Raw genomic sequence first — 20,647 nt, forward strand, 5'->3', positions numbered from 1 at the left:
GCTAACGGATATGTCTTGTCGTGATTAATGAAAATCGTAGGCCGGGATTTACATGGCTTTTCGGTGAACGAGAAACCAATGTGGGAGCGAGCCTGCTCGCGAAGGCAGCTTCACATTCAACATCTTTGCCGACTGATCCACCGCTTTCGCGAGCAGGCTCACTCCCACAGTTTTGATCGCATTCCTCCAGACAGGATGCGCAAAACCTGTGGGACGTAGCGTACGGATCACACCATTTCGTTACGAATCCATTCAACCACCGACGTGCGCTTTGGTGCCCACCCCAGCAGTTCGCGAGCGTGTTTGCCGCGTACGCGGCTGTTGGAGCCGAGGCCGTAATTGGCCATTTCGTAGCCCCATTCGGCTTCGGCGTCTTTAAGTGGCCAGTCTTGTGGTTGACCCAGGTTCAGGGCTTCGGCCATGGCGGTGGTCATGTCGATGAACGATGCTTCGCCGCTTTCGACGAAGTAGAAAGTACCCGGTACGTTCTTGGTCAGCGCCAGCAGGTACAGGGCGACGACGTCTTCGATGTGCACGTTGGACCAGATGTTCTGGCCGGTGCCGACGTGGCGCACCACGCCGCTTTTACGCGCCTGTTTGAGCAGACGCGGCAATTGCACGCTGTCGCGGATAACGCCCAGGCTGTGGCCGTAGATCAGCGTGTTGCAGATCACCGCCGAGTTCACGCCGTCCTGCGCCGCTGCGAGGATCAGGTTATCGATTGCCACGCGCGCAGCTTTGTCGACAGTCGGCTCTGGCAAGTTGTCTTCGTAGTAGATGACATCGCTGGACTTGCCGCCCGATGCATCGCCGACGATGCTCGAACCGCTGGTGTGCAGGAACACTTTGTTGGAACCGCGCAAAGCATCGAGCAATGCTTCGACGGCGCCGCGATGGTCGCTGCTGGCGGCGTTGATTACTGCGTTGGCAGCACGGGCCTGTTCGGCGAGCAATGCTTTGTCGTCGAGGGTGCCGATGACCGGGGTCATGCCCAGTGCCTCGAGCTCAGCCGCTTGTTCAGGGTTGCGCACCAGACCGGTGACTTGATGCCCGGCCTTGACCAGACCGCTAGCGATGGAGCCGCCGATAAAACCGGCAGCGCCGGTGACGAATACGTTCATGGAGAAACTCCCTGCGTGAATAAGTGATGGGACGAGTATCGGCCTGTGGATCCGAGGGAAAAACCCGCCCTCGACCAATTCACTCTTGCGCAGAGGTCACGAATCAGCCCTTGAAATCGGCGCTGGCGTAAGCGGCGAGTTTGCTCTGGATAAAGTCGAGGAAGCACTGAATGCGCAGCGCCAGTTGCGAGTTTCGGTAGTACACCGCGTTGATCGGCTGGCGATAACCGCTGTTGAATTCAGCGAGCAAGACTTTCAGGCGCCCGGCACGAATGTCGTCGATGGTCATGAAGTGCGACAAGCAAGCGATGCCCTGCCCTTCCAGCGCCAGATGCCGCACGGTCTCGCCGCTGGAGGCGCTGATGGCCGGGGTGATTGGCCAGCGATCGCCGTGCACATAGCGCAGCGGCCATTGGTTGAGGCCTTCGTTCTGAGTGAAGCCGAGTAAAGTGTGCTCGCTCAGATCGGCGACTTGCTGTGGCGCGCCGTGTTTTTCCAGGTAGGCGGGGCTGGCGACGATCAGCAGCGGACTGCAACCGAGCGAGCGCGCATGCAGCGTCGAGTCAGCGAGGGTGCCGATACGGATGGCGATGTCGGTGCTTTGTTCCAGCAGGTCAATGATCAGGTCATTGCTGTTGAGTTCGAGCTGGATGTCCGGATAGAGACGACGAAACTCGTCGATGTAGGGGACGACTGCGTGGAGCATGAACGGTGACGCGGCGTTGATCCGCAGGCGCCCGGACGGCGTTTGCTGGCGCGAGGACAGGCGTTCTTCGAGTTGATCCATCTGATCGAGAATCAGCTTGGCCTGTTCGAAGAAATACTTGCCCTCTTCGGTCAGATCCATGCGCCGCGTGGTGCGGTTGATCAGCGTGGTGTCGAGCTTGGCTTCCAGCTTCGACAATGTGCGACTGACCGCAGAAGGCGTTTGCCCGACCTGTTCGGCGGCGGCGGAAATCGAACCGCATTCGATCACGCAGACGAAAATCTGCAACTCATCGGATCTGGCTTTCACGGGTGTCCTCTTTGAAATCGCCAAGATCGCAGCCTTCGGCAGCTCCTACATGGAAATGGGTTCCTGTAGGAGCTGCCGAAGGCTGCGATCTTTTGCTGTTACCACCGATAGTAGCTTGAAACACTCAAGCCTTGAGGCCAAACACCTCGGTCAGATGCTGCTCATAACGCGCCACATCAGCCTTGATATTCGGCCGCTTCATCACATCCACACAAAGGAACGTCGGCAACCCGGTCATACCGAGAAACTCGTTGGCCTTGTGGAATGGGAAGTACACCGCGTCGACACCTTTGGCCTCAAAGAAATCAGTCGGGTCATCGAAGGCCTGCTGCGGTGCATTCCAGGTCAGCGACAGCATGTATTGCTTGCCCTGAATCAGACCGCCGCTGCCGTACTTCTGCGACGCATCGGAACGGGTGCGGCCATCGCTGGCGTAGAGGCTGCCGTGGCCTTCGGTGAAGACTTCGTCGAGGTACTTTTTCACCGTCCATGGCGCGCCCATCCACCAGCCCGGCATCTGATAAATGATCACGTCGGCCCAGAGAAATTTCGCCACTTCTTCGGCAACGTCGTAGCCCTCGTCGATAAAGGTGGTTTTCACATCGAAACCGCCGCGATCCAGCACGCTCAACGCGGCTTCATGCAGGGTGGCGTTGTAGCGACCGTCAGAGTGGGCGAATTTTTTACCGCCATTGAGCAACAGCACTTTTTTCATGAGAAAGCCTCGGCGCAGCCATTGGGCTGGATGGAGAAGGGAAACTGGAATGGCGGCAGATTAACGATCCGCCTCGCGCGGAATAAGGCCTGATTGCGCAAAATACATTTGATCAAAAAGCACGAATCCATCGCCGATTGTTGCAATAACATCCGCGGCATTCTGAATGTGAGGAGTCGTTGTGATGAGTGAACGCTTGGGTTTTATCCTGCACGCCAAGACCCGCCCGGAACAAGCCGAGGCTTTCGAAGCGCTGTTTCGCGCCTACGTCGAACCGAGCCGCGCCGAGCCAGGTTGCATCGAGTACCACATGCTGCGTGATAAGGAAGATCCGACGCTGTTTATCTTCTACGAGATCTGGGCCTCCCAGGCGCACCTGGACGTGCATTCGAATTTGCCGCACATGAAGGCTTTCTTTGAACAGCGCATGGACTATCTGGAGCGCGATTTCGATATCCGCCAGATCGAAATGCTCAGCGAAGCCTCGGCTAACCGCTGATCAACAAGTGGGCGCCGAGCGCGCCCATACCGACAAAGAACACCCGTTTGAACAACACGGCGCTGATCCGTTCGCGCAGCCATTGGCCCAGCAACATACCGAGAATGGCCGGGATCAGCGCCAGCAGCGAAGCACTCAGTTCGCCGCCACCGAGGGCGCCACGCCAGAGCAATCCAGCGGCCAATGCCAGCGTCGAAACGGTGAATGACAGGCCCAGTGCCTGCACCAGTTGATCGCGATTCAAGCCCAGCGCTTGCAGGTACGGCACCGCCGGAATCACGAAGACGCCGGTGGCCGAGGTGATGACACCGGTGATCAAACCACACGCCGGACCCAGCCAACCTTCATGGCGTGGATTGACGCTCAGCGTTGGCAGAAACAAACCGCTCAACGCATAGAGGAACAGGGCCGCGCCGAGCCCGCGCACCACCCAATGCCCGCCCGCCATGCCGATCGATAACGTGCCTATTCCGGTGCCGAGGAAAATCATCAGCAGCATCGGCCAGAGGCGTTTGATCAGTCCTTTCAGATGACCGCCGAAAGCCAGTTGCCAGACATTGGTCAGGGTTGCCGGGATGATCAGCAATGCGGCTGCCTGCGACGGTGCCATAGCCAGACCGAGCAAGCCCATGGCGACGGTAGGCAGGCCGAGGCCGATCACGCCTTTGATCAGGCCGGCGAGCATGAACGTCACGATGACCAGCAGGGACAGGGCTAGGCCGAGGTGTTGGTAGAAATCTGTGAGAGTGTGCATGGCGCTACTGTGCGCCAGTCGGGGTTGGCTGAAAATCTGCCATATACTGAGGGTGCCTCTACCCATACAAGAGGCTGATATCTTCTTTGAAGCCTCTGGCCCCATCGCTGGCAAGCCAGCTCCCACAGTATTTTTGTTGTTCACACATTTAGAGATCAACCCTGAAACCTGTGGGAGCTGGCTTGCCAGCGATGGGGCCAGCCCAGACACCACAAAAACCAGAGGCTGCCAATCATGCACTTCGATCTCACCGACCTGCGCCTCTACCTGCACATCCTCGACACCGGCAACATCACCGCCGGCGCCGTCCGCAGCCATTTATCCCTGGCCGCCGCCAGCGCCAGAATCCGCGCAATGGAAGCCTCGCTCGGCATCGATTTCCTCGAACGCGGCCGTCGTGGCGTCACCCCGACGCCGGCCGGTAAAGCGTTGGCCCAGCACGCGCGCATCCTCCTGCAACAGGCCGAACGCCTGCAGCAGGATCTGGCCGACTATGCCCAAGGCGTCAAAGGTCAGGTGCGTTTGCTGTGCAACACCACGGCGATCACCGAATACCTGCCGGAAGTACTCGCGGACTTCCTGCGCGATCATCCCAATCTCGACATCGACTTGCAGGAGTTGCCCAGCGCGCGCATCACCCATGCCTTGCGCCAAGGCGCGGCGGACCTCGGGATCGTCTCCGATGCGGTCGACACCCACGGTCTGCAGACCCGGCCCTTTCGCGACGATCCATTGGTGCTGATCCTGCCCCCTGAGCATGTTTTGGCGAGTCAGGCGTCGTTGACGTTTGGTGAAACCCTGGCGCACGACTATGTTGCGCTTGGCAGCCACAGCGCGCTGGCGATTCACCTGGAGGAACAAGCGCTGCACATCGGCCAGCGCATGTCGATCCGGATCCGTGCCGATGGCTTCGAGGGCGTCATGCGCATGGTGGCGCGAGGTGCGGGGCTGGCCATCGTGCCCAAGGTGGCCATCGAGCGCTGGGCGGCGGTGCACTCGGTAACGTGCCGGCCGCTGGACGAAGTCTGGGCGCATCGCACCTTGCAACTGTGTGCGCGGGACTTCGACCACCTGCCCGGTTACGCCCGGGCCTTGTTTGATGCGCTGGTGCCTTGACTCTACCGCTAGGGGCAGACTCTATCCTGCGAGCTTCATTTCAGGAGTACACACAATGAGCAAACGAATGCTCGTGATACTGGGTCACCCCTCCACCGACAGCTTTTGCGGGGCATTGAGTGAGACTTACGTTCAGGCCGCCAAGGACGCCGGGCATGACGTGCGGCTGCTGCGTCTGGATGCGCTGGAGTTCGACCCGGTCCTGCACGAAGGCTACAACAAGGTGCAGCCACTGGAGCCGGACCTGCTGCAAGCCCAGGCCGATATCATCTGGGCCGAGCACCTGACATTCGTCTATCCGATCTGGTGGGGCGGGATTCCGGCACTGTTGAAAGGCTTCGTCGACCGGATTTTCCTGCCGGGTTTCGCCTTCAAATATCGCGAAGGCAAAGCCTTCCCCGACAAGCTGCTCAAGGGCCGTACCGCGCATTTGCTGGTGACCATGGACACGCCGTACTGGTACTACAAATGGATCTATGGGATGCCGGGGCTGAATCAGATGCGCAAGACCACGCTGGAATTCTGCGGCATCAAGCCACTGAAGACGCTGACCTTCGGGCCGATCCTTGGCTCCAAGCCAAACCAGCGCGATGCCTGGCTGGAACAGGCGCGCGTGACCGCCGCCGTCTAAGGCTTTCCAGCCGCCTCAACTGACGGCGCACAAGCCGCCGTCAGTGCCTCTTCGGGCTCCCTTCTCGAGCCCGTCCGTCGCCTGTGCACGTCATTTACGCGCAGTTGCCATTTTCTGATGGTATTGGACATATAATCGCCGCCGATCCGGCATGACGCCTGATCGCGCTACGCTATGTTTGATCATCGAGACGGACCTTATGTATATCGGCAAAGCCGCCCAACTGTCGGGCACCACAGTCAAAAGCATTCGCCATTACGAAGAAATCGGCCTGTTGCCCGAGCCCAAGCGTGAAGGCAAATACCGCATCTACAGCCAGCAAAGTGTCGAGGTGTTGACGTTCATCAAGTGCGCCCAGCAATTGGGCTTCAAGCTCAAAGAGCTGCAGGTGATCCTCAACAACTACCGCGGCGACGAATTCCCGTGGGACATGGCGCAACGAGCCATTGCCGAAAAAAAAGCCGAACTGGTGACCCAGATCGGCGATTTGCAGCAATTGCATGATGGCCTTGAGGCGTTTGAACACAACCTCAACGACGCCCGCCAGGAATGTCAGTTCGAACGCATCGCCCGCTATGGCGAAAAAAACCCGGTCAATACACTGAACTGAAAACCCTGCTGCGCCGCATGACCGGGTTCGCCTGTCGTCTCAGGGCAGGCGCGCCCGGTCGTTGGCGAATCAGCCCGGTACCGCCTCCCCTTCTGTGCGCAGCGCTTGAACCGGCGCATGCACCGGTGCTATCGCCGCAAAGAACCACGGTGACACCAGTGTCACCAGGACAATGGTCATGACCCCGCTGGAAAACAGCGCCATCGCCACCAGTGCGCCGAGATCGACAATCGGCTTGAAGTCGGAAAACAGCAGCGCCATGAAGCCTACGGAGAAGATCACCACGTTGATCACCGTCGAGCGGCCAACGCTGTGCATCGCCTGCAAAATAGCCGCGTCGATCTCAATGCCCTGTTGCACCAGCAACTTGATGCGCGACAGCAGGTGCACCGCGTAATCCACCACGCCGACCACCAGGAACGTCACCAGCGTCGTGCCGATGTTCAGCTCAATGCCGAACAGGAACATGAAGCCATAGACCGTCACCGACGTGGTCAGCAAGGTCAGCATGCCGAGCACACCTAGGCGCACCGATTTGAGCCAGTACATCATCATCAGCGTGACGACCAGCAAGGCCAGGGAAAAACTCAGCACCTGGCCCTGAGTGATTTCCTGCAGGACGCCCGTCCAGATCAACGGCGTGCCGGCGTGGGTCACCTCCAGGTTGGCCGGTTTGTTGACCAGCAACCAGGCATCGAGGCGGTCGAGCATGCCCTGATAGTCGCTGGCGACCGACGAGGTCATGGTGTACAGGGTCAAGGCCTTGGAGAAATCGGCGTTGAGCACGTTGTTCAGGTCCGAACCGCCACCGTTTTCGAACAGCATCACGTGTTGCTCGATCAGCGAATTGCCCGGCACTTCAAACTGCTCGACCTGCCCGTCGTCATTGACCGACGTGACCTTCTCAACGGCATTCGGTACCCGCAGATACTCCGGGTTCATGTCGTTGAGCACCAGGTTCATGCGCTTGACGTAAGTGGCCAGCGAGTAGCCGTAACTGACGTTCGGTTGCTGTTTGATGAAGTGGTCGAGCTTGTCGATGAACTGCACCACTTCGGTGGTCAGCACGCCGCGTGGTTCTTTGCTGTCGATCGCGATCCAGCCCGGCGCCGTGCCCGCTACTTTGGCGTGGTTGATGAACTGATCGGACACGCGAATGTGGCTTTCCGGCTTGAAGTAAGCGATGCCGGAGTCTTCGATATCGACGCGGAAGGTGAACACGGTGGCCAGCGCCAACAGCGGCAGCATGACCATCAGGATCGGTTTGCGAAAGCGGATCATCCAGGCACAGAACGCCACCAGATACCGCGAGATGATCGATTCCTTGTGTACCTCAGCCTTGGCCTGCTGCGGCTGATCCTTGCCCCAGATGGAAATCCACGCCGGAATCAGCAACAGCGAAATGATCAGCGCCGCGGTCAGACCGATCGACATGAACACGCCGAAATTGCGGATGCTGACAATGTTGTTGGTGGTGGAAATCATGAACGTGGCGATGGTCGTCACGGTCGTCAACACCACCGGCACCACCATCAAGCGCTGGGTTTCACGGTTGGCCTCACGATTGCTCTTGCCCGCGTTTTTCTGCTCGTAATATTCAGCCATCACGTGGATCGCATCCGAGCAGCAAATGGTGAACAGGAACACCGGTAGCACACTGGTCAGCAGGTCGAACGGCACCCGCAACAGCGCCATCAGGCCCAAGGTCCAGATGGTGCAGAACAGAATGTTGAACAGCGGCAACAGCACGCCCAGTGGTTTGCGGAAGAAGAAAATCAGCAGCAAGGTAATCAGCAAAAACACGATCGGGAACAGCACGGCCAGGTCGTGATCGATGATTTCCTGTTGCGCGGCGATGAAGATCGGCATGCCGGCAATGAAGATTTCGTCCTTGTACTCCGGGTGTTCGGCCTGATATTGCGCGACGATGCCGCGCACGATCTGATAAGCCCGCAGTTGCGCCTGAGCGTCGTCCTGCTTGGTGCCGAGTTCGGCCACCAGCATCGCGACTTTCTTGTCCTTGGACACCACCCCGTCGACCATCAATTCGTTGCCCATGATCTGCGACTCGACCAGCGCCGGGTCCATGTCATAGGCATTCAGGGTTTTGTGGATCAACAGCTCGCCGTCGTCGGTCAGGACGATGTTTTCCAGGTCGCCCATCGAGGCCATTTCGCGGATCGGGTTGATCCGCTCGGCGAGAAAGGTCAGGAACAACTGATCATGGGCGTCCCAGTTCTGGCTTTGGGCATGATCACGCAATGCCTTGGCGTTGGCGTAATCGTTCTGCGAAAAGCCATCCTCGAGAATATCCCGGGTCAACAACTGCGCACGGCTGTCGCCTGCATGCCGGGCGACGATTTGCGCCAACTGCTCCTTGTCGGCATCGTTGGCCAGAATCATCTTGCGCACCGATTGCGACATCGAAAACAGCGCGTTGAGCGTCGATTTGTTGAACACCGTTTGCGGGTTGTTCAGCGCCACCATGACCGAGTCGAACGTGCCGGTGAACTCACCCTGCAAATCGATGATGGTCTTGCGCGCCGGGTGGCTTTCCTTGAGCAGATAAGGGTTGGTGTCGGACACCAGCGCGCCCAGCGTATAAGTGAAATACGCCGTAATCGCCACCAGCAGGAAAACAATCGCCCGCGCATAGCGCTCGACGAAATTCAGATATCTTTCCATGATCATGCGGTTCCAGGTCGTCGGGGTCGGCGCTTAGCGGGCAGACACGGCAAAGTCCGGCAGGTCACCGGTTTTCAGCCCGCGTTTGATGGCGGTCTGGGTGAAGAGGCGGTCTTCCAGAGAAACGTTGTACTGCAACTGGTTGAAGCGCATTTCCGAACGCGTACCGTCGATGAAGTGCTCGGTTTCACTGAGCACGATGCTGTCGATCGAATCGATGGTCGCGACTTTCTGCGTGCGCATCTGCTTGATCAACACGCCTTTGACGTCGAAGAAATCCTGACGCATGACCAGGAAATTCTGCTTGTCGATCCACACCTTCAGCTTGTTGTAACCGGTCTTGGCCAGCACCTCGGGAGACGCCGGTTCGCGCTCGATCACGTAGCAGTCGCGGCCCTTGATCTGTTCTTCGCCGACGAGTTTCTGCGAGTAGTCTTTAACGCGGATCTTGTCCAGATCGGCGTACGAGTACTCGCTGCCCATGAACGAGCCGCGCTTGTCGGTGGTGGAGATGCGGCGGGTCTGGCGGCTGACCGGCAAGTACATCCACTGGCTGTCTTCCAGGCCAAGGGTTTCGTGCGGGTTTTCGATGTGGAAGGCCACGTCACGCACGTCAGTCGGCGCAGAAAAGTACATGCTGAACTTGTCGCTGTCCGGGTAATCCTTTTGCAGATAGGTGAACTCGCGAACCCGGGTATTGCCTTTCTTGTCATGCAGGATCAGCGAGACCTGGGACATGAAGCTGTTCCCGTCATTGCGATCGCGTACCTGACGGATGATCTCATCGGCATTGCCAGCCTCGGCGGCACTGGCGCAGGCGCTACCGAGGATCAGTGCGGCGGTGGTCAGACTTTTCAAAAACGGCAACATAACAACTTCCTTTTCGTTGGATGAGTGCACCTGCGCGAGAGCGGCAGGCGTGATGGGTCAGAACAGATAACCGGCCGACAGCCGTACTTGATCGCGCTTGCTGTACTCGCCGAAAGTCTTCTCGGGCTTGCCGAAGAACACATCCACTTCCAGCCCGAGCTTGATGTAGTCGACCGGTTTGTAGGTGAAGATGCCTTGCAGCAAGGCGTCGTCCTGAAACGGCGGTGAGCCAGCGACCACCAGACGACTCTTGAGGCGGTCTTGCCAATGAGTGCCTTCGGCCGACAGGGTGAACAGCGGTTCGTGTTTGTCCTGCAACATGCCGTCCTGCCAGTCGAGCAGCACTTGTTCCTGCCATTGCGCGGAGATCAGCCAGTCGCGCAACAGGTAGTCGACACCCAGCAGCGACTTGACCATCGGCGTACTGTCGGCACCGTAGGCGCGGGTCGGATTGGTCACGCGCCAGTTGTCGAAATACGCCACCTCGCTGCGCACCACGATGCTGTGCCCGGCGTCGATCGCCAGCCCGGCACCGCCCATGGTGTAACGGGGAAACTGCCGTTCCAGCCGCGTGCGGCCGTCGTCGGCGAGGCCTTCGACCGCGTACACCGGGTCTTGCTGACGGGCGCTCAAGGCGACAAAACTGGTGTCCACCGCACCGATCCGGCCGTTGGCGCTCAGGCCATAGGAATAGCCTTTGTCGCCGTCATAGCCGGGCTTGGAATCGAGCAGGAAATACTGCGGGTCCGGCGTAGCAAACAGTGGCGCGGCAAATTCACTGCCCTCAACCGGCGCCTGGTTTTTCACGAAGTCAGTGATCCACAGCGCCTCCAGTTCCCACTCGCCCACCGGTTGCGCAAAGCGCACCATGGGCACGGCGATGCGGCTGTCTTCGAGCAGCGGCGTCAGGCCATCGCGATAGTCCAGCGGGTTGATCTGATCGAGCACACGCAATTCATCCGCGCGGCCCCAGACCACTTGCTGCCAGCCCACTGTCACCTCTCCGTCACCCAGCGAATGGCCGACGTAGAGGTGCCGCCAATCGGCGTCGAAACGGTATTTGTCGCGTGCCCGTTCGCTGTACGGATTGTTGCCGTCGTAGCGCGCGTCGTAACGCACGCGGCCCTTGGCCTTGTAGTAACCGCCCTCCCAGTTGTCTTCCAGGTTGGCTTTGAAATACACGGCTTTTTGCGTGATCTGGTCGTCGCCGTGCAGACGCATGGCCGTGGCCACGCCGACTTCACCGTCGGCGTAATCGGGCTTCAGATCAGCGACGGTAAATTCGGCCATCGCGGTGGGCGCAGCCATGCACGCCCATACCGCACACACGATGTGACTGTTGTGAAATCGAGGCATCGCTACATTCCCAACCCGACACCGCCATCGATCACCAGACTCTGCGCGGTCACCCCGCCAGCCTCGGGGCTGGCCAGGTAACGCACCATCGCCGCCACCTCCTCGCTCTGGATGAAACGGCGCATCGGCAGTTTCTTCTTCGCGTTGCGTACGATCTGTTCCTGGGTCAGCCCGGCAATCGCCGCTTGCGTCGCCAGTTCACCCTGCAACATCGGCGTGTCGATCCACGCTGGCAGAATCGCGTTGACGGTGATCTGCCGCGAAGCGAGATCCAGCGCCAGCGCCTTGGTCATGCCGACGATGCCGTGCTTGGAGGCGCAGTACGCGGTGTTGCGCACCTTGCCGGCACGGCCGAGGATCGACGACATGTTGATAATCCGCCCACGGTCAGGCATCAGCGCCAGACACAACGAGGTCACGTAGAACGTGCCATTGAGGTTGACCGAAATCACCTTGTGCCAGTTGTGCAGATCTTCCGGTTCGTTCTCGTTGCAGATGCCGGCGCTGTTGACCAGCACATCAACGTATTCGACTTGCGAACCGAGGGTCTTGAACAACGCCTCCATGGCCGGCAGGTCAGCAATGTTCGCCGCATGGGTTTCGACCCGCGCCTTGATCTGCTCCTGCTGCTCGTCGACCCAGCGCTGCAGTTCGGCCAGATCGAGATCCAGCAGGATTAGGCGATTGCCGGCGTCGGCGGCAAAATTTTCGGCGACCGCGCGACCGATGCCTTTCGCCGCTCCGGTAATCAGAATCGTCCGGCTCATGGCATTTTCAACCCGCCGTTAACCGACAGGACCTCCCCGGTCAGGTACAAACCGCGATCGGCGAGGTACAGCACCGCTTCGGCGATTTCTTCCGGTTCGGCGTAGCGTTTGATCAACAGACGCGACTGGATTTCTTCCTCCTGACTGCCAATCAGCGCCGTACTCATCTCGGTCTTGACGATGCCCGGGGCGACCGCGTTGACGCGAATGTTGCGCGGCGCCAGCTCCACCGCCAAGGCACGGGTCAACGATTCGACTCCGCCCTTGGCGGCGGCATAGTTGCTTTGGCCTTTACCGGGTTTCTGCGCCGCCACCGAACTGATGTTGACGATGCAACCGATGCGCTGGCGCAACATGCCCGGCACCACCTGCTGACAGCACAGCATCGTGCCGATCAGGTTGGTCTGGATCACCTCGACCAGGTCGCGCGCCGACATCGTCGCCAGCAAGCCATCACGGGTGATGCCGGCGTTATTGACCAACAGATCGATACGCTGGAAATGCTCCTCGACCCGTTCGAAAAACGCCTTGATGCTGTCGCCGCTGCTGACATCGCACTGCAACGCCAGGCAATCGATGCCCGACGCCTGAACCTCATCGCGCAAAGCCATCGCCGCGACTTCATCGCGCACGTAACTGAACGCGATCTGATAACCCGCCCCGGCCAGGGTCTGGACAATCGCCCGACCGATGCCGCGACTGCCACCGGTCACTACTGCTACTTTATTCGGCATGACCGTTCCTTAAAGCGAGTTGTCGGTTTTGAACTGCGCGAGGCTGAAGCCGTGAGTCGCCGCCAGTGCACGAATCTGCTGCACTTGCTCGCGGCTGATGTCGCCGTAGGAGTAGTGCTGTTTCATACAGGACAGGCCCATCAGCACCGACTCGGCCATGCACGCGTACAACTGACCTTGCTTGAGATAGGCGCGAACGTTTTTCACCAGGCCATCGCCCAGCGGCGTCTGCACGATGCCGCCGTGCATGTAGAGCACGTCGGAGCGCTGACTGGCGAGGTTCTGGTCGACGTTCAGCGGCACGGCGATGTCGCAGATCACGCTGTTTTCGGCGAAGTGCTCGGCAAAGAGAAACGGCTGCGGTGCGTTCGCCGCGCAGAGCACGATGCGTGCCTGTTTCAGCACATCAAGATCGTTGCTGACGGTGATGAAGGCGTTCGCGCCCAAGCGTTCTTCGACCAGTTTCGCTACGCGCAGCCCCAGATCGGCACTGCTGCCGTGGGCCTGCAAGAGTCCATCGATTCCATCAATTTGCTGCAGGCGACGGGCGAGGCGATCGTGTTCGGCGACACCCTTGAGAATCGCGCGGGCGGCTTCGGCGTAAATCTGTTGCGCGGTTTTTTCCAGACGACGCAGGGAACCGTCGCGGCCGCTACCGATGAGGATCAGGTGCTCGACGCTGGTCGACAGCAGCGAGGCGTAGGTCGAGGCGATGTTGCCGGCGGCACCGACCACCGCAGCGGTCTGCTCGCCCAGCTCAAGGCCTTGCTGTTTGCAGCCCTGTTCGATGGCTTCCAGGCCCATGCCGATGGTCAGTGCATTACCGGAAGTCAGCGCCATGTCAGGAATCTGCAGGGCCTGGCAGTTGTTGGTGACGATCGAGGTGTACATGCCCAGCCCGGCGACGGTGTAGCCATCGGCGCGGGCATCCTTGATGCGGTTGCCGACTTCTTCGCGGATGGTTTGCAGATCACCGCTGGCGATGTACGCCGCCATCGCATCGGAATCCATGCACAGCGGGTACAGGGTGAATTCCACGGCGGTGCCGAGTTTCGAGCGAATCTGCACCGGTCCGATTGGCGCGGCACGGCGCTCGGGGGCCATGCGTTTGATGAACTCGCGTTTCTGTTCAGCGCTCAGGGTCGACAGTGAAGGATCGACGTCGCTGAGCATGTCCGAATCAATCAGATGGTTGATGAACGCCACGCGCGCCACCACGCGCACGTTCTCATCAGACTTTGGGAGGCTTTCATCCTCCTTGAAGCTGACCTCGCGGGCCGGCACTTGCGCGATGCTGTCGGCACACACACCAGCCGCCAGCGGGAAGGCATCGCGGCGGCGCAACATGTCGCAGACTTTCTGCAAAGAACCGATCAAGCCGTCGATTTCTTCGAAGGTGATGCACACCGGCGGTTCCAGACGAATCACATTGGCGTTGCTGCCCGACGGCGCCACGCGCAGGGATTCGAATTGCAGCAGGTAGCCGGCGATGATGTAGCCCAGCGCATCGTTGTACTGCGCCGATGCCTGAACCAGTGAGCTGGTGCCGGTCAGGTCGTGCAGTTCGAAGCCCAGCAGCAAGCCACGCCCACGCACGTCGGCGATGACGTCCGGGTACGCTGCTTTGAGTTCCAGCAGCGAAGCCTTGAGGTACTCGCCCTTCTTGTTCACGTCCTTGAGCATCGCGCTGTCGTTCTCGAACAGACGGCGCAAGGCCGACAGGGCGATATGGCAGGACGCGTCATCTTCGGCAAAGGTCGAACTGTGGATGTAGCTGAAATCGTTTTCGTAGTGGCTGGCGCGAATCACCGTCGCGGCAATCTTCATCAGGCCACCGCCCAAGGCTTTCGACAGGCAGTAGTAATCACCCTGCAAGTTGAAATGGCTGGCGCCAAGCAAAGTGCCGGTGCGGCCGAAACCGGATTGCACTTCATCGATGATCAGCGGGCATTGCTGCTCGTTGCACAGACGCCGCAGGCCCAGATAAAACTCATTGGCAAACTCGTTGATGCCGCCCTCGCCCTGGATCGGCTCCAGCAATACAGCGGTGATCGCACTGAACGCCTCACGGCGAACCTGCAGGGTTTCGCCGCTCCATTCCAGGCTCAGCCAATGACGGATATGACGGGCCGGCAGCTCTTGCAATTGCAGGGGTTGCTGCGGGTCGATGAACTCGACGTTGAGGCCAAAACGGGCGAACGGCTTGCGGTACTGCTTGCCATAGGTCAACTGAACGGTGTTCACCAGTTTGCCGTGGAAGCTGCCGCGCACAGCGAGGAACACCGGCTCGACATGCAACTGCGCCAGGTTGTGCTGACGCACCGCTTCGGCCACTTGGCGCACGGTGACGCAGGATAGATTCTGCGGCAGCAGACCGGCGGGCAAATCGAGATCGTCGATGTCCAGTTCGACGTAAGCCTTGTCGCTGGCAACCAGATTGGCGAGGGCGAAATCACGCTCGTCGAATTGCTTCTGCAGGTTTTTCTGACGACGGTATTCGGCGTGCTTGACGGCGATTTCCACCGACTCGGCACCGCTGTTGGAGAAGGTCGAAATGTAGCGTTCGCTGTTGTTCAGTTCACGGTTGAACGCTTCACTGAGTTCACGCCCCAACTGCCCCGCTGCACCGCGCACCGACATCTGCGCATTGAACGGCACATCGGCACGCAGCAGGTCGACGAGTTGATCGACAAATTGCGGATCGTTGTGGCCATACAGCGCGGCGCCGTAACCGCCGAGGAAGTCAGTAACCGTCACCTCTTCGCCCTGGCGGTCGCGGTAAAACAATTTACTGCCCAGCGCTCTGTGGAATTGGCATTCCAGGCCCAGGGCCTGCATCAATTCAACGAATTTCGGCCGTACGTAATCGCGGTAATCCATGACAGTTCTATCCCTTGAGTAAAAAATCAGCTGCGTTTCGTTGCGTGCCGACGGTCAGTCAGCCGCGTGAAATTCGAGTTGGTAACCGGCGCTAAAACCGTTGTCGTCGCGGTTGATGACCAGGCAATCGTGCAGCACGGCATCGCGCGGCCCGCCGATAACGAACGGCAGATGCGCATCCAGCGGTTGCTCCAGGCCACTGACCGGCGGGATGCTCTGCGCCTGCAAAGCCTGCCGGGCAAAGATCAGGTCAACCAGGCTCGGTGCACCACTGAGCATGCCGGTCAGCGGCGTGCTGCTGGTGATGTGCGCGGCGCCGGTTCGCGCCAGCGTGCGGGCCAGATCGGCATCCTTGTGCGGATCGCCAGTGGCGCTGCTGATCAGCAGATCCACCTGTTTGTCGGGCAAGCTCAGCGAGTCCAGACGCGGATGGGCGAACAGTGCTGTCAGGCAAGTTTGCGGCCCTGCCGGCAGGTCATCGGCGCGGCGCAGTACCAGCGCCGCCGCACCTTCGCCAGCAATGCCGCCACGGCCCTGGCGATCAAAGGCACGCAGGCTTGGCGAACCGTCGGTGCTGATCACCCCCGCCTCGGCCAGTGCGGCGAGGGCCTGCGGATCCAGTTCACTGCCCGCGCCCACCACAATGGCCGCATCGATCCGCCCGCTCTGCAACGCCGCGCAGGCTTCGCGCAGCGCCGCCAGATTGCCGGCCACGCCTTGCATGTAGGCGTTGCATTCGCACTCAAGCTTCAAGGCCAGACTGACGACGCCGAGCAAACCGTTGCTCAGGCTCTTGAGCACCAGGAACGGATCGAGTGCACGTTCCTGCAACACGCGTTTGGCCAGACGCTGCATGTCGGCACCGCTCTCGGTCTGACACTCGTGCAACAGTTCGCCGTAAGACGCGAGCGACGGATGGGTGTAACCGCCCTGGCAGCAATAGAGACCAAAACGCACGTTGTCGCGGCCCGGTTCAAGCTCGGCCTCGGCCAACGCCTGGCGCACCGCACTGACACCCCAGATCACCGCCGGCGGGCAGTAACGCTGGAGGTTTTGCGCAACGTCCTGACGGCTACGTTGATGATCTCGACCAGCGATGTGCCCGAACGCAATGACCCGCTCGCTGTGGAACAACGACGAGTTCAGGGGCGAGATCGCGCTACGCCCTCCGCGGGCCGACGACCAGAAACCCTCAACGCCCCAGCCGGTGGGCAAGACACAGCCGCTGCCGGCGATCGCGACACGTACAGTGGTGTCAGTCATTGTCCCTGCTCCCGATATTTGCCAAGGGCCAGCGAAGTATTGAGGCCACCGAAACCGAAGGAATTGCTCAGCGCGTAATCCACTCGGCGACTGACGGCTTGCCCGGCGCAGTAATCCAGATCGCACTGTTCGTCGGCGTCATGCAGGTTCACTGTTGGCGTGACCAGATCGTTGAGGCAGGCCAACGCGGTGACGATGCATTCCGGTGCGCCAGCGGCTGCGATCAGGTGACCGAACTGTGATTTGTTGGCGCTGACAGCCAAGGCTTGATAGTGCTTGTGTTCGGCGAACACGCTTTTAATCGCCAGGGTTTCGGCCACGTCGTTGAGCGGCGTAGAGGTGCCGTGGGCGTTGATCAGATCGATCTGCTGCGGCCGTAGCCCGGCGTCGTCGAGCGCGGCCTGCATAGCCAGTGCCGCGCCGCGTCCTTCCGGCTGCGGTGCGGTGACTTTGTAGGCGTCCAGACTGCTGCCGAAACCCAACACCTCGGCATACGGCGTGGCGCCACGGGCCAAGGCATGTTCGAGGCTTTCCAGCACGACAAAACCACCGCCCTCGCCGGCAATCAGACCGCTGCGGTCACGATCGAACGGACGGCACAGATCCGCGCCCCAGCGCTGCTCGCCCGACGCGGCACCGAGTAGATACAACGCGGCCATGGTGTCGAGGTTGAGCACCGAGTCGGCGCCACCCGCCAGCGCAACGCTGACTTCTCCGCGACGAATCATCTGGAAGGCATTGCCAATGGCTTGTGAAGCACCGGCACAGGCACTGCTGATATTGATCACCGGTCCTTCACAGCCCAGGTCGTCGGCGATTACCCGCGCCAGACGATCGTTGCTCTGGCGCAGTGAGCCATCGGCATTCACTTGCCCGGCCCGTGGCATCAGGTACGACCAGCTCGGGGTGCCACCATTCGGGGCTTCGGTCAGCAGCATGTCGGCGAGCATGTGCTGCGGTGCTCCCGAGGCACACAGCACCGCCGCGCCACGCAACTGTTCTGGCTGCAAGCCGCTGTCACCGACTGCCTGCGTGGCAGCCACCCAGCCAAACCGACTGCGCTTTTCCAGCGGCATCGTCCAGGCCGGATGGCTGTGCAGTTTTTCCGGCAACAGGCGCATGTCGACAGGCGCGGCATAACGCACCGCGAACGACGCCTCTTGCAAGTCGTCCGGCTGCCATGGCCGCACGCAATGTTCGGCGCCGAGCATTTTTTCCCAGAGGGTCTGCCATTCGAAACCGAAACCGGTGACGGCGCCCATGCCGGTGATCACAATCCGTGTCGCACTCATGCGTGCTTCTCCATGGTTTCACTGGCCAACAGCAATGCGCCCCAGTGACCGGCGCGAGTGTGGCTGACGAGCAGCGTGTAACCCGGTGCCGCCGCCGTATCACCGCTGAGATGCAAAGTCAGTGCGGCCTCTGTCAGCAAGCCGCTGGCGCCCAGTTCGCCGGTCATGGCGCGGGTACTGCGAATCTCGCGCGGGAAAGCTTCGAGCAACTTCATCACTTGCCCGTCAGCGCAATTGCCGACGATATGCTCGACGTCGCCGACCCGCAGTTTTTCGACGCTCAGGACCTGATCGATGACGCGCCGACCCACCGCCACAGAGCGTTGCGGATCGTTGCTGTAACCGCGGGCAAATCCGGCAATGCGCACGGCGTGTGCCGCACCCGGCGGCGGTGTCGACGCCAGCAACAGCGCGGCGGCGCCCTCACCGAAAATCGCTTCGTTCGCCTGATCGGGCTCGCGCAGATACAGGGCCGGGGTCAGGTTCGGGCTGCTGCTGACCACCAACGCGGCGTCGGCATGTCGCTCGCCAATCTGCTGGCAAGCTTCGATCAGCGCATCCAGCCCGGCGTTGTCCTGAGAACAAAATCCACCCATTGGCCCATGGCAATTCAATGCTTCAGCCACATAGGCCATGACGCTGCTGTTGAGCAGGGTCAGCGCATGCAGGGGCGGTGTGTTGGCCAATAACTGCGCCAGTTGTTTTTGCGGCTGTTCGATGATCGCCTGCACCGCATCCCAGCAAGGACTCGGCGCGTCGACTTCAGGAATGGCCGCTGTCAGGGCAATGCGTGAAGCGGGCAATTGCAGCGCCGCCAGTGCTGGCGCCAGCCGTGCAGCGCAATGCAACAGCCGTAAGCCCTGCGGTTCGACGCTGCGCTGGATCTTGCGATCAAACAGGTCACTGGCCAGTCGCGGTGTCGGCAAGGCAAACGCCTGACGCTGTGCGTCAAATGCCAACGGTTGCGCCGCACAGGGTGTGCCGAGCAAGTCAGCGCATTCACTGCCCGCCACATTCAGCACCGCAGCGGCATTCAGGTAGATGGCTCGGTTCATGTCATGCCCTCCCCAGAACCAGCGAGCTGTTGATGCCGCCAAAGCCGAACGAGTTGGACATCACCACGCTGATCGGCTGTCGCACCGGCTCACTCAAGAACTTCAGCGAAGGGTATTCGGCACGCTCGGAGTCGTAATTCAGGGTCGGCAGCAGCACACCATCACGCAGGCTCATCAGCGACAGCACCGCTTCGATCGCACCACTGCCTGCCAGGGAGTGCCCGATGGCGGACTTGTTGGCGGTGAAGGTCATGAAGTCCTGGCAGCCGCCGAACAGACGCTGCAGCGCCAACGCTTCACAACTGTCATTGGCCTGCGTGGAGGTGCCGTGGGTGTTGACGTGTTGCACGGCGCTGCGCAGCAGCCCGGCGTCTTCGATTGCGGCTTCCATGCATTCCTCGTATTTACTGCCGTCGCGACTGCTGGAGGTCATTTTCTGCGCCTCGCAGACATTCGCGTAACCCAACACCCGGCCCAGTGGCGCAGCCTTGCGCCGTTGGGCGTGTTCAGCGGATTCGAGAATGACCATCGCCGAGCCTTCGCTGAGGACAAAACCGCTACGGTCAGGCATAAACGGGCGGCTTTGTTCGCTCGCCGGCAAGTCGGCCTGACAGAGCGCGCCGAGGCTGTTGAACATGTAATAAGGCAGTTCGTTGGCCATCAGTTCGACGGCGCCGCAGATAGCCAGATCGATCTCTCCGCGCTCGATCGCCCGGTAAGCACTGCCGATGGCCATGGTGCCGGCGGCACAGGCATCGGAATGGGTCGAGATGTGATCGCGGATGCCGAGCCGATCGGCCAGGTGCTGCGTCTGTTGATCGACCCGCCGGGTGAAAGTCGCGCTGGACGCTGCCGGACTGTCCAGCAGACGGTCGAGGTCGACGCGTCCGGCCTCATCCATGCACCGGCTGAGCCGCTGCAGGTCGTGGCTGTCGGCACAGTACTTGTTGGCGCCCAGAAACAGACCGCTGCGACTGTGGGCAAAGTCTGCCGGTGTCAGACCGGCATGCTCCAGCGCCTGTCGGGCAACGTATTCGGCCAGCACACTTTGCCGTGGGTGCAGCGCCGCGTTGCCACCGAAACCGGCCCCGATCCGCTGCCACTGCGTATCGTCGATAAAACCGGCGGCGCTGTTGTTGAATCCCAGCGCCTTGAACCGAGGATGTTCGCGGACACAGGATTGCTTCCGGCAAATCCGCTCGAACAACGTGGCAGCGTCCAGCGCCATCGGCGCCACCAGACCGAACCCGCCCACATAGACTTCTCGTGCCCGCATGAGAACTC

The 20,647-nt window shown here is 60.4% G+C and carries 18 protein-coding genes; 4 read left to right on the top strand and 14 right to left on the bottom strand.

The window, feature by feature from the left end; translation table 11 throughout:
* Window positions 1–227: 227 nt before the first annotated feature.
* From CKW14_RS28300 to CKW14_RS28310, 3 genes are all read right to left on the bottom strand, one after another.
* Window positions 228–1,121 carry an NAD-dependent epimerase/dehydratase family protein gene (locus CKW14_RS28300; protein WP_095126594.1) on the bottom strand — a complete coding sequence of 298 codons (894 nt, stop codon included), beginning with the start codon at window positions 1,119–1,121 and terminating at the stop codon, window positions 228–230.
* A gap of 103 nt (window positions 1,122–1,224) precedes the next feature.
* A complete protein-coding gene (locus CKW14_RS28305) occupies window positions 1,225–2,136 on the bottom strand; it encodes a LysR family transcriptional regulator (protein WP_095126595.1) in 912 nt (303 codons plus the stop codon).
* Between the two features lie 124 nt (window positions 2,137–2,260).
* Complete coding sequence (locus tag CKW14_RS28310) at window positions 2,261–2,851, bottom strand: NAD(P)H-dependent oxidoreductase (protein ID WP_095126596.1); 591 nt, start codon at window positions 2,849–2,851, stop codon at window positions 2,261–2,263.
* 184 nt (window positions 2,852–3,035) lie between these two features.
* On the opposite strand from CKW14_RS28310, the gene CKW14_RS28315 reads away from it, so the two are divergent.
* The gene (locus CKW14_RS28315; protein ID WP_095051032.1) at window positions 3,036–3,350 is read left to right on the top strand and encodes a putative quinol monooxygenase; all 315 of its coding nucleotides are present in this window, start codon (window positions 3,036–3,038) and stop codon (window positions 3,348–3,350) included.
* Here the strand turns inward: CKW14_RS28315 and CKW14_RS28320 are convergent.
* Window positions 3,340–4,104, bottom strand: coding sequence for a sulfite exporter TauE/SafE family protein (locus CKW14_RS28320; protein ID WP_095126597.1), 765 nt, complete (start codon window positions 4,102–4,104; stop codon window positions 3,340–3,342). The two genes, CKW14_RS28315 and CKW14_RS28320, sit on opposite strands and share 11 nt — an antisense overlap.
* 234 nt (window positions 4,105–4,338) lie before the next feature.
* Between CKW14_RS28320 and CKW14_RS28325 the strand changes: the two genes are divergently transcribed.
* The 3 genes from CKW14_RS28325 (at window position 4,339) to CKW14_RS28335 (ending at window position 6,461) form a co-directional block, all read left to right on the top strand.
* Complete coding sequence (locus CKW14_RS28325; RefSeq protein WP_093442329.1) at window positions 4,339–5,220, top strand: LysR substrate-binding domain-containing protein; 882 nt, start codon at window positions 4,339–4,341, stop codon at window positions 5,218–5,220.
* 55 nt (window positions 5,221–5,275) lie between these two features.
* Window positions 5,276–5,851, top strand: coding sequence for an NAD(P)H-dependent oxidoreductase (locus CKW14_RS28330; protein WP_095126598.1), 576 nt, complete (start codon window positions 5,276–5,278; stop codon window positions 5,849–5,851).
* 199 nt (window positions 5,852–6,050) lie between these two features.
* Window positions 6,051–6,461 (top strand): MerR family transcriptional regulator, encoded by a 411-nt coding sequence (locus CKW14_RS28335; RefSeq protein ID WP_034154373.1) that lies wholly within the window; start codon window positions 6,051–6,053, stop codon window positions 6,459–6,461.
* Between the two features lie 69 nt (window positions 6,462–6,530).
* Here CKW14_RS28335 and CKW14_RS28340 read toward each other — a convergent pair whose 3' ends face one another.
* The 10 genes from CKW14_RS28340 to CKW14_RS28385 form a co-directional block, all read right to left on the bottom strand.
* Window positions 6,531–9,146, bottom strand: coding sequence for an RND family transporter (locus CKW14_RS28340; protein ID WP_095051053.1), 2,616 nt, complete (start codon window positions 9,144–9,146; stop codon window positions 6,531–6,533).
* A gap of 33 nt (window positions 9,147–9,179) precedes the next feature.
* A complete protein-coding gene (locus CKW14_RS28345; protein ID WP_093442334.1) occupies window positions 9,180–10,016 on the bottom strand; it encodes an outer membrane lipoprotein-sorting protein in 837 nt (278 codons plus the stop codon).
* 57 nt (window positions 10,017–10,073) lie between these two features.
* Window positions 10,074–11,306, bottom strand: a complete 1,233-nt coding sequence (locus CKW14_RS28350) for a DUF1302 family protein (RefSeq protein WP_371857766.1) — start codon at window positions 11,304–11,306, stop codon at window positions 10,074–10,076.
* A 68-nt stretch (window positions 11,307–11,374) separates the two neighbouring features.
* A complete protein-coding gene (locus CKW14_RS28355; protein ID WP_095126599.1) occupies window positions 11,375–12,139 on the bottom strand; it encodes an SDR family NAD(P)-dependent oxidoreductase in 765 nt (254 codons plus the stop codon).
* The gene (locus tag CKW14_RS28360) at window positions 12,136–12,873 is read right to left on the bottom strand and encodes a 3-oxoacyl-ACP reductase family protein (protein ID WP_095051037.1); all 738 of its coding nucleotides are present in this window, start codon (window positions 12,871–12,873) and stop codon (window positions 12,136–12,138) included. Before CKW14_RS28360 ends, CKW14_RS28355 begins: the two co-directional genes overlap by 4 nt.
* A gap of 9 nt (window positions 12,874–12,882) precedes the next feature.
* Window positions 12,883–15,753 (bottom strand): aminotransferase class III-fold pyridoxal phosphate-dependent enzyme, encoded by a 2,871-nt coding sequence (locus CKW14_RS28365; RefSeq protein ID WP_095126600.1) that lies wholly within the window; start codon window positions 15,751–15,753, stop codon window positions 12,883–12,885.
* Window positions 15,754–15,807: 54 nt separating this feature from the next.
* Entirely contained in the window at window positions 15,808–17,016 is a 1,209-nt protein-coding gene (locus CKW14_RS28370) for a beta-ketoacyl synthase N-terminal-like domain-containing protein (RefSeq protein WP_095126601.1), read from the bottom strand.
* Entirely contained in the window at window positions 17,013–18,308 is a 1,296-nt protein-coding gene (locus tag CKW14_RS28375; protein WP_095051040.1) for a beta-ketoacyl synthase, read from the bottom strand. The genes CKW14_RS28370 and CKW14_RS28375 overlap by 4 nt, the downstream gene beginning before the upstream one ends.
* Complete coding sequence (locus CKW14_RS28380) at window positions 18,305–19,363, bottom strand: beta-ketoacyl synthase (protein WP_095051041.1); 1,059 nt, start codon at window positions 19,361–19,363, stop codon at window positions 18,305–18,307. Before CKW14_RS28380 ends, CKW14_RS28375 begins: the two co-directional genes overlap by 4 nt.
* 1 nt (window position 19,364) lies before the next feature.
* Window positions 19,365–20,639: a beta-ketoacyl-[acyl-carrier-protein] synthase family protein gene (locus CKW14_RS28385; protein ID WP_095051042.1), complete on the bottom strand. Its 1,275-nt coding sequence runs from the start codon at window positions 20,637–20,639 to the stop codon at window positions 19,365–19,367.
* Window positions 20,640–20,647 lie beyond the last annotated feature (8 nt).

The organism is Pseudomonas sp. Irchel s3a12, from assembly GCF_900187485.1.
Lineage (GTDB): Bacteria > Pseudomonadota > Gammaproteobacteria > Pseudomonadales > Pseudomonadaceae > Aquipseudomonas > Aquipseudomonas neuropathica.

Bases quoted from the DNA above. Each gene is read 5' to 3' on its own strand.
- CKW14_RS28300 (WP_095126594.1), bottom strand. From the start codon at position 1,121: ATGAACGTATTCGTCACCGGCGCTGCCGGTTTTATCGGCGGCTCCATC.
- CKW14_RS28310 (WP_095126596.1), bottom strand. From the start codon at position 2,851: ATGAAAAAAGTGCTGTTGCTCAATGGCGGTAAAAAATTCGCCCACTCT.
- CKW14_RS28315 (WP_095051032.1), top strand. From the start codon at position 3,036: ATGAGTGAACGCTTGGGTTTTATCCTGCACGCCAAGACCCGCCCGGAA.
- CKW14_RS28320 (WP_095126597.1), bottom strand. From the start codon at position 4,104: ATGCACACTCTCACAGATTTCTACCAACACCTCGGCCTAGCCCTGTCC.
- CKW14_RS28325 (WP_093442329.1), top strand. From the start codon at position 4,339: ATGCACTTCGATCTCACCGACCTGCGCCTCTACCTGCACATCCTCGAC.
- CKW14_RS28330 (WP_095126598.1), top strand. From the start codon at position 5,276: ATGAGCAAACGAATGCTCGTGATACTGGGTCACCCCTCCACCGACAGC.
- CKW14_RS28335 (WP_034154373.1), top strand. From the start codon at position 6,051: ATGTATATCGGCAAAGCCGCCCAACTGTCGGGCACCACAGTCAAAAGC.
- CKW14_RS28340 (WP_095051053.1), bottom strand. From the start codon at position 9,146: ATGGAAAGATATCTGAATTTCGTCGAGCGCTATGCGCGGGCGATTGTT.
- CKW14_RS28345 (WP_093442334.1), bottom strand. From the start codon at position 10,016: ATGTTGCCGTTTTTGAAAAGTCTGACCACCGCCGCACTGATCCTCGGT.
- CKW14_RS28350 (WP_371857766.1), bottom strand. From the start codon at position 11,306: ATGGCCGAATTTACCGTCGCTGATCTGAAGCCCGATTACGCCGACGGT.
- CKW14_RS28355 (WP_095126599.1), bottom strand. From the start codon at position 12,139: ATGAGCCGGACGATTCTGATTACCGGAGCGGCGAAAGGCATCGGTCGC.
- CKW14_RS28360 (WP_095051037.1), bottom strand. From the start codon at position 12,873: ATGCCGAATAAAGTAGCAGTAGTGACCGGTGGCAGTCGCGGCATCGGT.
- CKW14_RS28365 (WP_095126600.1), bottom strand. From the start codon at position 15,753: ATGGATTACCGCGATTACGTACGGCCGAAATTCGTTGAATTGATGCAG.
- CKW14_RS28370 (WP_095126601.1), bottom strand. From the start codon at position 17,016: ATGACTGACACCACTGTACGTGTCGCGATCGCCGGCAGCGGCTGTGTC.
- CKW14_RS28375 (WP_095051040.1), bottom strand. From the start codon at position 18,308: ATGAGTGCGACACGGATTGTGATCACCGGCATGGGCGCCGTCACCGGT.
- CKW14_RS28380 (WP_095051041.1), bottom strand. From the start codon at position 19,363: ATGAACCGAGCCATCTACCTGAATGCCGCTGCGGTGCTGAATGTGGCG.
- CKW14_RS28385 (WP_095051042.1), bottom strand. From the start codon at position 20,639: ATGCGGGCACGAGAAGTCTATGTGGGCGGGTTCGGTCTGGTGGCGCCG.